This is a genomic window from Deinococcus radiotolerans (assembly GCF_014647435.1).
In the GTDB taxonomy this organism is placed as follows: domain Bacteria; phylum Deinococcota; class Deinococci; order Deinococcales; family Deinococcaceae; genus Deinococcus; species Deinococcus radiotolerans.
In genome coordinates this window covers 125,282-139,868 of record NZ_BMPE01000005.1, presented here as the reverse complement: position 1 = coordinate 139,868, position 14,587 = coordinate 125,282, and the positions used below count along the sequence as shown (strand labels likewise).

15 protein-coding genes are annotated in these 14,587 nt (G+C 67.4%); 9 read left to right on the top strand and 6 right to left on the bottom strand.

The genetic code is table 11. From position 1 onward, the window contains the following. Window positions 1-2 precede the first annotated feature (2 nt). The gene (locus IEY63_RS11320; RefSeq protein ID WP_189069125.1) at window positions 3-917 is read left to right on the top strand and encodes a lactate/malate family dehydrogenase; all 915 of its coding nucleotides are present in this window, start codon (window positions 3-5) and stop codon (window positions 915-917) included. Between the two features lie 6 nt (window positions 918-923). Here IEY63_RS11320 and IEY63_RS11315 read toward each other — a convergent pair whose 3' ends face one another. From IEY63_RS11315 to IEY63_RS11305, 3 genes are read right to left on the bottom strand one after another with little or no spacing between them, the layout of a single operon-like run. Further along, window positions 924-1,952 (bottom strand): LptA/OstA family protein, encoded by a 1,029-nt coding sequence (locus tag IEY63_RS11315; protein WP_189069124.1) that lies wholly within the window; start codon window positions 1,950-1,952, stop codon window positions 924-926. 9 nt (window positions 1,953-1,961) lie between these two features. Further along, complete coding sequence (locus IEY63_RS11310) at window positions 1,962-2,849, bottom strand: LptA/OstA family protein (protein WP_189069123.1); 888 nt, start codon at window positions 2,847-2,849, stop codon at window positions 1,962-1,964. 19 nt (window positions 2,850-2,868) lie between these two features. Beyond that, window positions 2,869-3,438, bottom strand: a complete 570-nt coding sequence (locus IEY63_RS11305; protein WP_229784664.1) for a hypothetical protein — start codon at window positions 3,436-3,438, stop codon at window positions 2,869-2,871. 119 nt (window positions 3,439-3,557) lie between these two features. On the opposite strand from IEY63_RS11305, the gene IEY63_RS11300 reads away from it, so the two are divergent. Genes IEY63_RS11300 through IEY63_RS11280 form a run of 5 tightly spaced genes read left to right on the top strand, consistent with a single transcriptional unit; the run spans window position 3,558 to window position 6,597 of the window. Further along, window positions 3,558-4,328, top strand: a complete 771-nt coding sequence (locus tag IEY63_RS11300; protein ID WP_189069121.1) for a TatD family hydrolase — start codon at window positions 3,558-3,560, stop codon at window positions 4,326-4,328. Between the two features lie 56 nt (window positions 4,329-4,384). Beyond that, complete coding sequence (locus IEY63_RS11295; RefSeq protein ID WP_189069120.1) at window positions 4,385-4,699, top strand: PadR family transcriptional regulator; 315 nt, start codon at window positions 4,385-4,387, stop codon at window positions 4,697-4,699. Further along, complete coding sequence (locus IEY63_RS11290) at window positions 4,696-5,295, top strand: HAAS signaling domain-containing protein (RefSeq protein ID WP_189069119.1); 600 nt, start codon at window positions 4,696-4,698, stop codon at window positions 5,293-5,295. The genes IEY63_RS11295 and IEY63_RS11290 overlap by 4 nt, the downstream gene beginning before the upstream one ends. Then, window positions 5,292-5,981, top strand: a complete 690-nt coding sequence (locus IEY63_RS11285; protein WP_189069118.1) for a hypothetical protein — start codon at window positions 5,292-5,294, stop codon at window positions 5,979-5,981. Before IEY63_RS11290 ends, IEY63_RS11285 begins: the two co-directional genes overlap by 4 nt. 19 nt (window positions 5,982-6,000) lie before the next feature. Next, window positions 6,001-6,597: a nitroreductase family protein gene (locus IEY63_RS11280; RefSeq protein ID WP_189069117.1), complete on the top strand. Its 597-nt coding sequence runs from the start codon at window positions 6,001-6,003 to the stop codon at window positions 6,595-6,597. A 3-nt stretch (window positions 6,598-6,600) separates the two neighbouring features. On the opposite strand, the gene IEY63_RS11275 is transcribed toward IEY63_RS11280, so the two are convergent. After that, the gene (locus IEY63_RS11275) at window positions 6,601-7,641 is read right to left on the bottom strand and encodes an alpha/beta hydrolase family protein (protein WP_189069116.1); all 1,041 of its coding nucleotides are present in this window, start codon (window positions 7,639-7,641) and stop codon (window positions 6,601-6,603) included. Continuing rightward, window positions 7,641-8,633 carry an alpha/beta hydrolase family protein gene (locus IEY63_RS11270; RefSeq protein WP_229784663.1) on the bottom strand — a complete coding sequence of 331 codons (993 nt, stop codon included), beginning with the start codon at window positions 8,631-8,633 and terminating at the stop codon, window positions 7,641-7,643. The genes IEY63_RS11275 and IEY63_RS11270 overlap by 1 nt, the downstream gene beginning before the upstream one ends. A gap of 382 nt (window positions 8,634-9,015) precedes the next feature. On the opposite strand from IEY63_RS11270, the gene IEY63_RS11265 reads away from it, so the two are divergent. Beyond that, on the top strand, window positions 9,016-10,317 hold the full coding sequence (locus tag IEY63_RS11265) for an Ig-like domain-containing protein (protein WP_189069115.1): 1,302 nt from the start codon (window positions 9,016-9,018) through the stop codon (window positions 10,315-10,317). A 21-nt stretch (window positions 10,318-10,338) separates the two neighbouring features. Beyond that, the gene (locus IEY63_RS22560; protein ID WP_189069114.1) at window positions 10,339-13,035 is read left to right on the top strand and encodes a S8 family serine peptidase; all 2,697 of its coding nucleotides are present in this window, start codon (window positions 10,339-10,341) and stop codon (window positions 13,033-13,035) included. A gap of 54 nt (window positions 13,036-13,089) precedes the next feature. Here the strand turns inward: IEY63_RS22560 and cmk are convergent, their stop codons facing one another. Beyond that, a complete protein-coding gene (cmk, locus tag IEY63_RS11255) occupies window positions 13,090-13,701 on the bottom strand; it encodes a (d)CMP kinase (protein ID WP_189069113.1) in 612 nt (203 codons plus the stop codon). Between the two features lie 96 nt (window positions 13,702-13,797). Here cmk and IEY63_RS11250 point away from each other — a divergent pair, with 96 nt between their 5' ends. After that, a complete protein-coding gene (locus IEY63_RS11250; protein ID WP_189069112.1) occupies window positions 13,798-14,586 on the top strand; it encodes a peptidylprolyl isomerase in 789 nt (262 codons plus the stop codon). Window position 14,587 lies beyond the last annotated feature (1 nt).

Genomic DNA, 14,587 nt, shown 5'->3' with positions numbered 1-14,587 from the left:
AGGTGAAGGTCGGGGTGGTGGGCGCCGGCCTGGTCGGCGCGACCGCCGCGTACGCCCTGACGCTGCGCGGCTCATGCAGCGAACTCGTCCTGACGGACCTGGACGACACCCGCGCCCACGCCGAGGCGCAGGACATCGCGCACGCCGCCCCCGTCAGCCACGGGACCCGGGTTAGCAGCGGCCCCCTGGAGGACCTGCACGGCAGCGGCGTGGTCATCGTCGCCGCCGGCGCGAACCAGAAGCCCGGCGAGACCCGCCTGGACCTGCTGCAGAAGAACGCCGCGATCTTCCACGACCTGATCCCCCGCGTGGCGGCCGCCGCACCCGGCGCGGCCCTGCTGATCGCCACGAACCCCGTGGACCTCCTGACCGACCTGAGCGTCCGCCTCGCCCCCGGACACGCCGTGATCGGCTCGGGCACTGTCCTGGACTCCGCCCGCTTCCGGCACCTGATCGCCGCGCACGCCGGGGTGGACGCCACACACGTCCACGGGTACGTGCTGGGCGAACACGGGGACAGCGAGGTCATCGCCTGGAGCACCGCCACCGTCGCCGGACTGCCCGTCGCGGAATTCATGGCGGCGCGTGGCCTGCCCTGGACGCCGGACATCCGCACGCAGATCGAACGGGATACGCGCGAGGCTGCCGCGCAGATTATCGGCGGGAAACGCGCCACGTACTACGGGATCGGCGCGGCCCTGGCCCGCATCACCGAGCGCATCCTCGGCGACCGCCGCGCCGTCCTGACCGTCAGCGCCCCCACCCCCGCGTTCGGCGTAAGCCTCAGCGTGCCGCGCGTGATCGGCCGCGCCGGCGTGCTCGACACAGTCCTGCCACACCTGACGCAGGACGAGCAGGACGCCCTGCACCGCAGCGCCGAGGTGCTCCTCCAGGCCCGCCGCGCTACCGACACCTGACCCGAATCAGGGCTGCTGCGAGGGCGCCGGGGGCACAGGCGCAGCCGGGGCAGCCCCATCCTCACCGTCAATGAACTCCCCGGTGATGGTGCCCCCCTCCGCCTTCTCGGCGTACACCTCGTTGCGGTCCAGGTCGTACACGATCACCCCGGCGCGCAGCGTGTCGCCGCCCTTGACGCTCTCGGCCGGCTGTTCGGGCGTACCGTACAGCCGAGCGACGTTGCGGGTGTCGTCGTACTCGACCCGCGCGGCCCGACTGGTGCGCCCCCCATCAGACTTCAGTTCCACATTCCCGACCAGCGTGGTCTTCTCGTCATCCACGCTGACCTCAATCCGGTCACTCTTCCCGGTCAGGGCGTCCCTGTCACTGCTGCGCTTGAAGGTCACGGGCCCGTCAATGCGCGCCACGCCGTCCGAGCTGTCATACACCAGCTTCTGCCCCTTCAGTTCCGTGCGGCCCTGCGTGACGATCACGGTGTCCGGCGCAGGCTTGGGCGTCGCCTCAACCTCGCAGCGGCTCAGACGATCCGTCTTCCCTTCCGGCGGCTCATCGAGGAACCGGGCTGTTCCGGCGCTGGCCTCCACGCGACCGTCACTGCCATCCTGCCCGTCCTTGGGGGGCAACTGGGTTACGACAGCCAGCGGCACGCGGATCACATTCTTGTCGATGGTGATCTGCACGCCGCCCGCACCGGTCTCGCTGAACACCGCCAGGGTCGGCGTGTCCGGCGGATCAGCGTCCTGCGGCTGGCAGAGCGCAAAGATGCCAGTTTCATCCGAGGTCCCCGTCCGCACAATGGTGATCTGGCGGTCCTTGCCGTCCTTCTCACTGCGGCGCACCAGGCTCAGGCTGGACTGCTCTGCACCGACCGCGCCGGTATCAGCGGGCCCGTCCTCGCCCGTGGAGTCCACAGGTGGAGGTGATTGCTGCGCGGGCGGTTGAGCGGCGTCCTGCTGGGCCAGCGCGACCGGCATGAAGCTCCCGCCGGAGAGCAGCGCGGTCAGGAGCGCAGTGATCAGGCGGGAGCGGGGCATACCTGGAGTTTACTTCTCGCCGGTGAGCTTGAACTGATCGGTGGGAATCTTGTACGCGGCGTTCAGAGCGCGCACGCGGGCCAGGTCAGTACGCTGCTCCAGGTAGCCGCTGGCGGGGGCCTTGACGGTCACCTTGCTCTTGCTGTCCACGCTGACAGCGTTCCCGACGACGTACGCGACGTTCTTCCTGTCGTCGTAGTACACGGCGTCCCCGGTGGTGGTGGTGGTGCCCTGCACGAGCTTCACGCCGCCCCGGACGTACAGCGTCTTGGTCTTGGTCAGCGCGCGGACTTCCTGCCCGGTGATGATCAGTTCCTTCTGATTGGCTTTCGCGGCGCGCGTCAGGCTGGGCGAGCCGGTCAGCAGCGCCAGTTCGCGCTGCTCATCGAACACGAGCTTGTCGGCCTTGCCGCTCTGCGCGCCGTTGGAGAGGCTCACGCCCCCCGTGCTGGTGGAGCGGTCATTGTCCACGTCGAGGCTCATCTGCGCGGCCTTGATATTCACGGTGTCGCCGTCCGTCTTGTCTGGCGTGAAGGTGGCGCTGGCACTGCCGTTCAGGACACCCTGCCCGGTCGCCTCGCTGTACGCGAGGGCGTTGCCGGTGGCGGTCAGGCGACCACGGACGACCTTGACGTTGCCGGTGAAGTCAGCGGTGCGCTTGCCTTTCGCTTCGATCAGCGCGGTGCCCTTGGGGGCGGCCAGGACGGCCTGGGAGGCCTCGATGTTCAGGGTGCTGACTTTCGCCTTGACGGGGTTGCCAGTGAAGTTCAGGGGCCCGTTGCGGACGTCACCACGCGGGGCGCCTTCGATGGTGATCAGGCGTTTGCCCGCGTCGGTCTGGGCGAGTACGGGAGCGGTGAGGGCGAGGAGGGCCAGCAGTGAGGTCGTTTTCTTCATGGGGGTCTCCTAGAACAGGTCAGGTGAGGGGAACGCGCTTGCCGTCGCGGCAGGTCTCGGTCGGGTCAAGAGGGACGGAGTATTTGGAATTGGGCGAGGAATCCAGGATGCTGAAAGCGAAGGTCATCTTCAGGTCGCGGATAGTGCCGGTGAGGCTGGTGGAGTTGATCTTTGCTTCTGTCGCGCTGAAGCCCTGGCCCTGTTCGATCTTCACGGGGGTCTGCTCGGTCCCCTGGAGGTCAATGTCCGCACACTGCTGTACCAGGGTGATGCGGGCCTGACGGGTGGTCATGGTGTCCTGATCATCGATGGTCAGTTCTGGGGTGGTGAGGGTGGCGTCCAGTGTTTCGCGGCCAGTCAGTTTGCCGCCGACGCGTTCCTTGAGGAGACGCTGTCCGCCTGTAATGCCGGTCAGGGTGGTCAGGCCGGCCACGGGGTCGTTGCGGACGTCAGCGGCGCGGAAACTCCAGGTGGCGTCCGCGTCGCCGGATGGGTACAGGCGGAGCTGCACGCCGCTGAGCCGCGCGCCGGACTGGCTGGCGTCGAGGCCCGGGGTGGGCAGCAGGGCGAAGATCAGGGCGAAAGCCATGATGCCCACCAACGCGTACAAACCGACTTTCTGCACGGGTCGCACTTTAGCGCGGGGGTCTCATGAGAGTGATGGGGCGCAGGTGGGACGGCTGGGGGCGCGGCGCTAGGCTGGGCGGCATGATCGATTCGCACACGCACCTGGATTACATCGACGACCCGGCGGGCGCGCGCGGCGAGCTGGGCCTGAGTGCCCTGGTCTGCATCGGCGCGAGCCCCGAGCATGCGCGGAATGCCGTGGCGCTGGCCGAGCAGTTCAGTGATGTCTTTGCGACGGTAGGCCTGCACCCGACGGATACGGACGAGGACAGCCCGGAGGCCCGCGCGCAGATTGAGGCGCTCGCCGGGCACCCGCGCGTGGTCGGGATTGGCGAGAGCGGCCTGGATGATTACTGGGATGACACGAAGCGGGCCGCGCAGGTCGCGGCGTTCGAGTGGCAGCTGGATCTCGCGCGGCGCAGCGGGAAGGTGCTGGTGATTCACACGCGGGACAAGGCCGGGCAGGACAGCGCGCACCGGGGCGTGATGGACGTGCTGCGCGCGTGGCCGGACGTGCCGGTGATCCTGCACTGCTTCAGTGGGCACGCGGAGCTGCTGCGTTTCGGGCTGGAGCGGGGTGAGCACACGTTCTTCGGGTTTGCGGGGAACACCACATATAAGAATGCGCAGGAGATTCAGGCGGCGGCGCGTGGCCTGCCCCTGGCGCGGATGCTGCTGGAGACGGACGCGCCGTTTCTGGCGCCCGTTCCGAAGCGTGGGAAGCCCAACCGGCCGGGGTACGTGCGGCACACGCTGGAGTTCATCGCGGCCCTGCGTGGCCTGCGTCCGGAGGAGCTGGAGGCGGCGACGGACGCGAATACCCGCCGGGCGTACGGTCTGCCGGTGGCCTGAGCCCAGTCGTGATACATCGGCCTGAGATGCATCTGTTCCAGAGGTATCGTGCCGGTATGAATGCCCGCGAGCAACTCCGCCTGCTCATCCTGGCCGTCCTGGACCGACAACCCGAACACGGGTACGCCATCGCGCAGGCCATCAACACCCGCAGTGACGGCCTGCTGCGTGCCCGCGAAGGCACCCTCTACCCCGCCCTGCACGCCCTGGAAGCCGAAGGGCTCATTGAGAGCCACGAACGGGAGGTGACCGGCCGGGTCCGGCGCGAGTATCACCTGACCGAGAAGGGCCGCGGCGCCCTGGCCCGCACCCGCCGCGACTGGCAGGCGCAGGTCAGTGCCGTTCAGGCCGTCCTGGGCGGAAACGCATGACTGCCGCGCTGACCGGCTGGCTGGCGGAGGCGCTGCGTGACCTCACGCCCGCCACGCGGGACCGCGTGGGCGCGGAGTACTGCGCGCACGTTCACGACGCCCTGGACAGCGGCCTGACCGAGGCGCAGGCCGTCGCCAGTCTGGGCGACCCGGCGCACGTGAACCGCGCGTTGCGGCGCACGTACGCCACACAGGACCTGGCCGAGCAGTACCAGCGTCCACCCCGGCGGCTGTGGGGAACGCTGCTGGCGGTGCAGGTGGGGTACGCCGGCCTGATGATCTGGAACAACCTGGAGGACAGGGGCGACCTGATCCGGCACCTGCCGGGCCCCCTGACGGGCCTCGCCCTGATGCTGGGTCTGACGGCCCTGACGTGGCGGCGGCCGGACCCGTACCGCTGGACGCTGGGGGCACGCCTCCTGATGCTGGGCCTGATGCTCAGCCAGTGGGTCACGGCCCTGCTCACCCCGGACAGGGACCTCCTCACTCTGGTGTCCCTGTGCCTGCTGCCCGTGGTGTCCGCTGGCGTGATCTGGGACGCGCACCTGACCGCCCGGCGCGTCAGTCGCACCCTGAATCTGGAGGCGCAGGCATGACGACGGACGCGCTCAGCCTGGACCTCGCCGCCTACCTGGACACGGTGACGGCGCCCTTCCCGGAGGATTCAGCGGCGCGCATCCGGGCGGACCTGACCGGGCACGTGCTGGACGCCACGGCGCCGGGTGAGCCTGATGCGGCAAGCATCCGGGCGGCGCTGGTGGCGCTGGGTCCAGCTGACGAGGTGCGCGCGGCGCTGGAGGCGCAGTTTTTCACCCGGGCGGACGTGGCGTGGCTGGAACGGGACCAGCGGGTGCGCCGCCTGCTGACCGAGCGGACCCGAGGGCCCGGTCCGGTGTGGACGGCGGTCCTGCGTGTCGGGGTGATCGTCGGCGTGCTGACGTGGCTGGCGTGTGGCTGGCCGGGTCTCCCCGCGCTGTTCGGGCCGCGCGCCTTCACGTGGGCTGTGCCGGCCCTTCTGGCGCTGGAACTGACGCTTCTTGAGATCGGGCAGCGGGTGGTGCAGCGCCGATCTGTCCGGTCAGCGGCAGTGCTGCGCCGCGTTTTTGAGACCCTGGTGGCGCCGCTGGGCGTCGCGGTGAATCTGCTGGTGTTCGTGCCGGGCGTGATTGCTGAACCGGTCCTGCTGGCCGCGGCGCTGGGGGGGGCGCTCCTGGGGGCGTACCTGAAGCGCCCGCGTGAGGCCCTGATCCTGGCCGGGAAGGCGTGGCGCGGCGCGCGGTGAGGCGCGGCATAGTGGGGTCATGACCACGCTGGACATTCCGTTCCCTGCCGCTGCCCTGACCGTGCTGGACGTCATCCGTTCGCGCCGCACGGTGGATATAGGCCAGCTGAAGCCTGACGCGGTGCCGCGCGCGGTGGTGGAGGCCATTCTGGAGGCGGGCACCTGGGCACCGAATCACGGGCGGACCGAACCGTGGCGTTTCACGGTGTTCACGGGAGAGGGCCGCGCGCAGCTGGCAGAGGTGTTCGCGCAGGCGTACGCGGCGGGCAGCGCCCCGGACCGGGACAGCGGCGCGGCCCTGGAGGCGCAGCGGGCGCGGGCATGGCGGGCCCCGCTGTGGATCAGCCTGGAACTGCACATGCCGGACAAACCCAAGATGCCCGAGTGGGAGGAGCAGGCGGCCCTGGCGTGCGCGGCGCAGAACATGTGGCTGGCGGCCACCGCGTTCGGGCTGGTCGGCAAGTGGGTGAGTGGCCCGGTGATGGTCAGTCCCGTGGCCGCCCAGGCGCTCGGGGCGCCGAAACTGCTGGGCCTGCTGGTGCTGGGCTACCCGGCAGGCGAGTTACCGTCTGCGCAGCGGGCGCCGCTGGCGCAGAAGGTCACCTGGGTGGAGTGATCGTCACAGGTTCTTCTGGAAGAACTTCACGCTGCGGTTCAGCGCGGCGCGCAGATTCCCGGAGAGGTTGTGGTTGTCCCCGTCATAACGGTACGCCTCGACGCCCTGCCCCGCGTTCCGCAGGTCATCCGCGAGGTTCTTCTGGAAGGCGTACGGCACGTCCTGGTCATTCGTGCCGTGATGCAGCTGAATGGGACGCCCATTCAGTTCCCTCAGATACGCGTTGGGGCTCAGGAGGCGCAGATAGCGGCGGTTCAGGGCGTCCAGCGTCCGGGGCTGACCGGGACGCGGGTTCCAGTCGGTGGCCAGTACGTCGTAACTGGCGTTCACCCCTGCCCACAGCGACGCGGCCTTCAAGCTGGGGTCCACGATCATGGCCTTCAGGCTCAGCTGCCCGCCCATGGAGTGACCCCACAGGCCAATCCGGGCCGGGTTCACGCGCGCATCGCGTTTCAGGCTGGCGGCGGCATTCAGGACGTCCACGGTGTACCCCGAGTCGTTGTACCCGCCCTGCGCCTCTCCCTCACTGCGGCCGTGCCCGCGGTAATCGCTTTTCAGCGTGACAAACCCCGCGCGGGCAAAGGCATCCTGGTACGCCACGTAGCGTTCGGTGGTGCGGTACTCGGCCGGTGGAATGTACCCGTGATTGAAGACGATGGCCGGCCAACCCCCCCGCGGCAGCGCGCCCCGCGGCACAGTCAGCAACGCGTTGATCCGCAGCCCCTCGGACTGATAACTCACGACCTGCCGCGTGTAATTCGCCCCTGACGCCAGAGTCTGACGCACCGTCAGCGCACTACCCGGATACTCGCGGGCCTTCAGGGCCTGAATGCTGACCGGGTTGCGGGCCACCGCGGCCTTCAGGGCAGTGTCACTCAGGTTCTGGAGGAGGCCCTCCGAACCTGTCACGTCCGGTCGGGTGGGCTCAGCAGACTGGGCCGGCTTCCAGGGCACACGCAGGGGCAGCGCGTCCTGCTGCGTGAGCGCCACGTACCCGGCGCCCGCCAGCAGGGCCAGCAGCGTGAGGTTGACCAACGCGCGCACTACAGGCGGTCCTTGAAGAACTGCACGCTGCGGCTGAGGGCCACGCGCAGGTTCCCCGAGAGGTTGTGATTGTCCCCCGGGTAGACGTAATTCGCGCCCAGCTTACCCAGGGGCCGCAGCTGCCCGGCCAGGGCCGTGTGGAACGCGACGGGCACGTCCTCGTCCTTCGTGCCGATATGCAGCTGAACGGGTCCACCCAGGTCCCGCAGATAGGTGTTCGCGCTCAGGGTCTTCCAGAAGGTGGGATTTGCGCGGGGAGTCCCGTACTTCGCGACCGCCTGCTTGCGCAGGTTCAGGACCTGCGGCGGGATGCTGGCCGGGACAGGCGCGCGGCGCGTCCAGCTGTTCATCAGCTGATCGTAGTCCCCAACGACACCCGCCCAGATCACCCCGGCCTTCACGCTGCGGTCAATGACCATGGCCCGCAGGGTCAGGAAGCCGCCCATGGAGTGGCCCCACATCCCGATCCGCGCCGGGTTCACGCGCGGGTCGCGTTTCAGGCTGCCCAGGGCGTTCAGCACGTCCGTGGTGTAGCCCGGCGCGTAGTACCCACCCAGCGGCTCGCCCTGTGAGCTGCCGTGCCCCCGGTAATCGCTTTTCAGGGTGATGAATCCGGCCCGTGCGAACGCATCCTGATAGGCCACGTACCGCTCCGTGGTGCGGTAGACGTTGGGTGGAATGTACCCGTGGTTGAACACGATGGCGGGCCACCCACCCTTTGGCGGCGTACCGCGCGGCACGGTCAGCAGCGCGTTGATCCGCAGCCCTTCCGACTGATAACTGACAACCTGCCGGGTGTAATTCACCCCTGGCGCCAGCGTCTGACGCACCGTCAGGGCACTGCCTGGATACCCACCCTTCTGGAAGGTCGTGCGGGCCGCAGGAATGCTCATCTGACGGGCGTCCACGGCATCCAGCGCCGCCTGTGACTGCGCCAGCGCCCCGGTCATGTGCGCAAGGGCGAACACGGGCAGAACGCGGAGACGAGTCATGGTTTCAAGGTACGGGCGAACGGTGCGCCGAATAGCGTCCCCAGCGACGTTCCCCACTTCAGCCTTCCCACAGCCCAGACTCACCTTCCGTCTCTTATCAGAACACTGCTCTGACTACACACCACACGAGATGACTGTGTCAGGAAATCGCATAACCATGCAGCTCTCGTGGACCACGGCACCGCGGAGCGCTCAAGTAGCACTGAGACCAATCTGAGATTGTGGTGAACGAACCTTGCCCCCAGGCAGGGGGGCGCGTATGATCTACACCCATAGCAACACAATCCCTGGCGTCAACCCAGGAGCCCAGACAACCCTCACCTCTTCCCTAGATATCCAGGGATGCAGGAGGTGGCACTGCATGGGCATTCAAGGAGATCACATGAAGCGATCCATTCCATTCGCCCTTCTGGCCCTGACCGGCGCCCTCCTGAGCGCCTGCGCGCCCCAACCCACACCAGACGCAACCAAACCCACCATTGCGCTCACCGCTACGCCCGCCACCCTCACCGCGGCCGGCGACATCACCCTGACCGCCACTGCCAAGGACAATGTCGGCGTCACCAAAGTCGACTTCTATCAGGGCACCAAACTGATCAGCAGCGACAACGCCGAACCCTACACCGCCACCAGCAGCCTCAGCAGCGCACAGAACGGCACCGTCACATACCGAGCCGTGGCCAGCGACGCGGCGGGCAACACCGCAGAGGCCACCACCAACGTCACCGTGAACATCGACGTCACGGCCCCCACCGTCAGCGTGACCGCCACCCCCAGCACCCTGACCTCACCCGGCACCGTGACCTTCACGGCGACCGCTACTGACAACGTCGGCGTGACCAAGGTCGAGTTCTACGACAACGGCACCCTGATCGCCACCGACACCGACGCGCCATACGCCGCCAGCAAGGCCTACACCGGCGCTGACAACGGTGCCCATACCATCACCGCCAAGGCCTTCGACGCGCAGGGTCAGACCACCAGTTCCACCACCACCCTGACCGTCAACATCGATACGGTCGCCCCGACCGTCACGGTCGCTGCGGCCCCCACCCGCCTTGAAGCGGCCGGTACCGCGACCTTCACGGCGACCGCCACTGACAACGTCGGCGTGACCAAGGTCGAGTTCTACGACAACGGTACCCTGATCGCCACCGACACCGACGCGCCCTACACCACCAGCAAGGCCTACGCCTTCGCTGACAACGGCACCCACACCATCACCGCCAAAGCCTTCGACGCGCAGGGCAACACCCAGCAGGGCACCACGCCCTTCACGGTCGCCATCGCCGACGCCAATGAACCCAACGACAGCGTGGCGGCCGCCACGGCCATCAGCATCGGCAGCAGCGCCAAGGGCTTCATCACCGGCCAGGCCCGCGACATGGACTACTTCAAGTTCGACGCGGCCGCAGGTGACATGCTCAAACTTACCGTTCAGAGCGTCAGTGCTGACGCCGCCAGCACCCTGGATCCCTACGTGATGATCCTGATGCCCGACGGCAAGACCATCCTGGAAAAAGACGATGACAGCGGCGCCGGACTTGAATCCGAAATCCGCTTCAACGTCCCCGCAACCGGCACGTACACCGTCGTCATCACCAGCTTCGACATTCACGACGACCCCACGGCCACCGACGACAAAGTCACCAACACCTACCAGATCGCCCTGAGCCGCCGCTAAGGCGCCCCCAAGGAGTCCCACGTGAAGAACACCCTGAAAACTGCGTCCCTGTTGAGCCTGGCCCTGCTGCTGGGCGCCTGCGGTACCAGCAATACGCCCACGACCACCACCGCGCAGCACGACGGTTCCCTCCTGAAGACGGCCCAGGTCGTCACCGACCGCTGGTTCGTGGAACTCGAAGGTGATCCCACCAGCCTCAGCAGCCAGAGTGTCGGTTCCCAGCAGGCCACCTTCCGCGCTCAGGCTGCCAAACAGGGCATCAAGTACCAGGAGATCAGCGCCTACCAGACGCTGTTCAACGGCTTCGCCGTGCAGGCCAGCAGCAGCGAAATGGGCCGCATCTCTCAGATGCCGGGCGTATTGGGCATCTACCCGATTCACCGGGTGGACGCACCGGAAACCACCGTGGACCTCAATGCCACCGTGACCCCCGAGATGTTCTACGCCAAGGGTATGACCGGCGCCGACATCGCCCAGAACGAACTGGGCCTGACCGGTAAGGGCGTCAAGGTCGGCGTCATCGATTCCGGCATCGACGTGGATCACCCCGCCTTCAAGGGCCGCATCGTGGCTGGTTATGACTTCGTGGGTGACGACTACGGCAAGGAGAGCAAGTACGTGCCGGTCCCTGACGAGAATCCCGACGACTGCGGTGGACACGGCACGCACGTGGCCGGCATCATCGGCGGGTACGATCCCGGCAACTCCCGTGACGGGCGCCCCTTCGCCGGCGTCGCGCCCGAAGTGAGCTTCGGCGCCTACCGCATCTTCGGCTGCGGCGGCAGCTCGTACGACGACGTCATCCTGGCCGCCATGGAACGCTCCGTGAAGGACGGCATGCAGGTCGTGAACATGAGCCTGGGGTCGGCCTTCGACAACTGGAAGGAAACCCCGCTGGCCAAAGCCGCTGACCGCATGGTGAAAAAAGGCGTCGTGATGGTCGCCTCCGCAGGCAACAGCGGCGCCAGCGGCACCTACAGCATGGGCGGCCCCACCATGGGCGATCAAGTGATCTCAGTCGCCTCCGTCGACAACGCCAAGATCGACCTAGAAGGCTTCACCCTCTCCAACGGCACCAAGGTCGGCTACTACACCGCCACCGGCGCTCCCGCCCCCACACTGGGCACCAACCTGCCCATCACGAAGAAACCCGGCAGCACCACCACGACGACCAACGACGGCTGCACGGCCAGCGGCGGCTTCGCAGCCGGCAGCCTGACCGGCAAGGCCGTCCTGATCCGCCGCGGGACCTGCTCATTCTACGAGAAGGCCAAGAACGCCCAGGACGCCGGTGCCAGCGCCGTCATCCTGTACAACAACGCCGCCGGGTACATCAGCCCCACGGTGGCTGGCACGCCTGCTATCACGATCCCCGTGGTGTCCATCAGCGACACCGACGGCGCCAAGATCGACGGCCTGATCGCTGCTGGCGTCAGCATGACCTTCGACGGCAGCAAGGTCAGCGTCAACAACCCCACCGCCAACGCCTCCAGCAGCTTCAGCTCCATCGGCATGAGCGCCGAGCTGGAATTCAAGCCTGATCTGGGTGCCCCCGGCGGCAACATCTACAGTACCTACCCGCTCAGCGCAGATCCCGCCGGTTACGAGGTGCTCAGCGGCACCAGCATGGCCTCCCCGCACGTGGCGGGCGCCGCAGCACTGCTGCTGCAGGCCTACCCCAACACGGCCGCCAAAGACATGCGGACGATGCTGATGAACACCGCCAGCCTCCGCTGGTACCTGAACGGCAGCACCCTCGTGACGGGCCTGCCCGACTACGCGCAGCGTCAGGGTGCGGGCATGATCAACATCGTGAACGCCTACACCAACTCGGTGCGCGCCACCCCCGCCAAGCTGAGCCTCGGCGAGAGCGCCACCTTCGCCACGCGCAGCAAGGTCGTTGTTCTGAAGAACACCGGCGCGCGCCGCGAGGTGTACACCGCCTATAACTACCCCGCCCTGACGATTGGCGGGACCACCCTGGCGCCGACCCCCGTGCAGAAGTACGCCACCATGACCATCAACGGTCAGAGTGCTGATACCGCGAGCGGCGTGCAGATCATCGTGCCTCCCTTCAGCGAGGTGGAACTGAACGTCGTGGTGACGCCTCCTGCTGGCGCTGCGGACAAGGCCCAGTACGGCGGTTACGTGGATCTGGAGAGCACCACCAGCCCCAACATCGTGGTGCCCTACGGCGGCTTCGTGGGGGACTACCAGAGCATCCAGGTGCTGGGCAACCTGATCGTGGGCGGCAAGTCACAGGACTTCCCCGCGCTGGGTGACGACGTGGCCGACACCTACTACACCGAGGGGCAGACGGTGGCCAACCCCATCGACTACACCTTCAAGCAGGTTGCACTCGATTCGACCAAGCCCAACGAACTGACCCTGGACGCCCCGTACGTCATTGCGCAGATCTCGCACCAGGCCCGCAAGCTGACCATGGAACTGCTCGACGGCAACGGCGCCGTGGTCGACACCCTGCTGAAGCAGGAGTACCTGGGCCGTAACTGCACCAACGACGTGTCCAAGACCAGCAGCACCTGCGACGCGTACAACACCTACAGCTGGGACGGCAAGCTCAGCAATGGGAGCGCGGCAGCGAACGGCACCTACCAGCTGCGCGTGAAAGTGCTCAAGGCACTCGGTGACGAGAGCGTCGCCAGTGACACTGAAACCTACACCAGCCAGCAGTTCACCGTGGCGCGCCCTCAGTAACCTGATACGCGCAACGCCGCCCCCGTTTGAGCGGGGCGGCGTTTTCGTTGTGCCTCAGCGCAGGTGTTCAAGGATGGTGTCAATCACACCCTGCAAGGTCAGGGGGCCGGTGTCGATCACGCGGGCGTCGGGGGCGGGGGCACTCTGGGTGGTGTCCTGGCGGTCGCGTTCGGTCAGGGCGGCCTCAATGGCGGGGATGTCCTCGGGGCGCTCCTTCGCGCGGCGTTCGGCCCGGACGCGGGGGCTGGCGGTCAGGTAGAACTTGTGTTGGGCGTAGGGGAAGACGTTGGTGCCCATGTCGCGCCCTTCGGCAACGAGGGGAGCGGGGAGGGCGCGCAGCTGATCGTCCACCCACTGGCGGATCTGTGGGATGGCAGCCACGGTGCTGACGCCAGCGTCCACGCGGGTGCTGTGCAGGTCGGCGGTCAGGTCGGCACCGGCGTTCCAGACACGGTTGCCGCTGGCGAGGGGTTCGAGGCGCACGCCAGAGAGCAGAGGGAGCAGCGTGGCCGCGTCGGCTAGGTCAGCTCCGGCGTTCAGGCCGAGCAGGGTCACGGCGCGGTACAGCAGGCCGCTGCTGACGTAGGGAACGCCGAGGGCCTGCGCGACGCCGGAGGACACGCTGGATTTTCCGCTGGCGGCAACGCCATCAATGGTCACGATCATCAACTGAGTAGTCTACCGCGCGGCCCTCTGCCCCGGCGGGCGGTGCACCCTTCGGGTGACGCGCGGCGTGCGGGGGCCGCTAGACTGTCACGGACCATGAAACACGCTGCCCTGATCCTCACGGCCCTGCTGGCCCTGACCGCCTGCCAGAAGAAGGACGACGCGACCACGACCGACACGAAGACGGACACGGCCGCGACGGACACCACCACGCCCGCGACCGACACCCCGGCCACCGAGACGCCCGCCACGGACACGAAGACCGACGCAGCCGCCGTCACCAAACCCGGCCCTGTCCCCGCCGGGTACACCGAGGTGCCGTTCCTGACCACCGAACCCAAGCGCGAGTTCAAGGCCGAGCCGGACATGGCCCTGACCGACGGCAAGGACTATTACGCGCTGATCGATACGAGCAAGGGGCAGATGCTGGCGGACCTGTACGAGCAGGAGACGCCCGTCACGGTCAACAACTTCGTGTTCCTGGCCCGAAACCACTACTTCGACGGCATTCGTTTCCACCGCGTGATCGACGGGTTCATGGCGCAGACCGGCGACCCCAAGAGCGTGGATGAAGCTCAGAAGGCCGAGTGGGGCACTGGCGGTCCCGGCTACCAGTTCGCGGATGAATTCCGCCAGAAACTGACCTTCAACAGCGGTGGCATCCTGGCGATGGCGAACAGCGGCCCGGCCACGAACGGCAGCCAGTTCTTCATCACCTTCGAACCGACCGACTTCCTGAACGGCAAGCACACCATCTTCGGGAAGGTCGTGACCGGTGACGACCTGCTGCCCAAACTGACCCGCACCATGGACCAGAACAACGCCGAGGTGGCGGGCGCCGTAGCGGATCAGATCCTCACGGTGCGCATCCTGACCAAGGGCTGAG

What these genes read in the sequence shown, in the direction of transcription:
- IEY63_RS11290 (WP_189069119.1), top strand. Translation starts at nt 4,696, where the DNA reads ATGACTGCCGCGCTGACCGGCTGGCTGGCGGAGGCGCTGCGTGACCTC.
- IEY63_RS11300 (WP_189069121.1), top strand. Translation starts at nt 3,558, where the DNA reads ATGATCGATTCGCACACGCACCTGGATTACATCGACGACCCGGCGGGC.
- IEY63_RS11315 (WP_189069124.1), bottom strand. Translation starts at nt 1,952, where the DNA reads ATGCCCCGCTCCCGCCTGATCACTGCGCTCCTGACCGCGCTGCTCTCC.
- IEY63_RS11280 (WP_189069117.1), top strand. Translation starts at nt 6,001, where the DNA reads ATGACCACGCTGGACATTCCGTTCCCTGCCGCTGCCCTGACCGTGCTG.
- IEY63_RS11265 (WP_189069115.1), top strand. Translation starts at nt 9,016, where the DNA reads ATGAAGCGATCCATTCCATTCGCCCTTCTGGCCCTGACCGGCGCCCTC.
- IEY63_RS11295 (WP_189069120.1), top strand. Translation starts at nt 4,385, where the DNA reads ATGAATGCCCGCGAGCAACTCCGCCTGCTCATCCTGGCCGTCCTGGAC.
- IEY63_RS11250 (WP_189069112.1), top strand. Translation starts at nt 13,798, where the DNA reads ATGAAACACGCTGCCCTGATCCTCACGGCCCTGCTGGCCCTGACCGCC.
- IEY63_RS11270 (WP_229784663.1), bottom strand. Translation starts at nt 8,633, where the DNA reads ATGACTCGTCTCCGCGTTCTGCCCGTGTTCGCCCTTGCGCACATGACC.
- cmk (WP_189069113.1), bottom strand. Translation starts at nt 13,701, where the DNA reads ATGATCGTGACCATTGATGGCGTTGCCGCCAGCGGAAAATCCAGCGTG.
- IEY63_RS11285 (WP_189069118.1), top strand. Translation starts at nt 5,292, where the DNA reads ATGACGACGGACGCGCTCAGCCTGGACCTCGCCGCCTACCTGGACACG.
- IEY63_RS11305 (WP_229784664.1), bottom strand. Translation starts at nt 3,438, where the DNA reads ATGGCTTTCGCCCTGATCTTCGCCCTGCTGCCCACCCCGGGCCTCGAC.
- IEY63_RS11310 (WP_189069123.1), bottom strand. Translation starts at nt 2,849, where the DNA reads ATGAAGAAAACGACCTCACTGCTGGCCCTCCTCGCCCTCACCGCTCCC.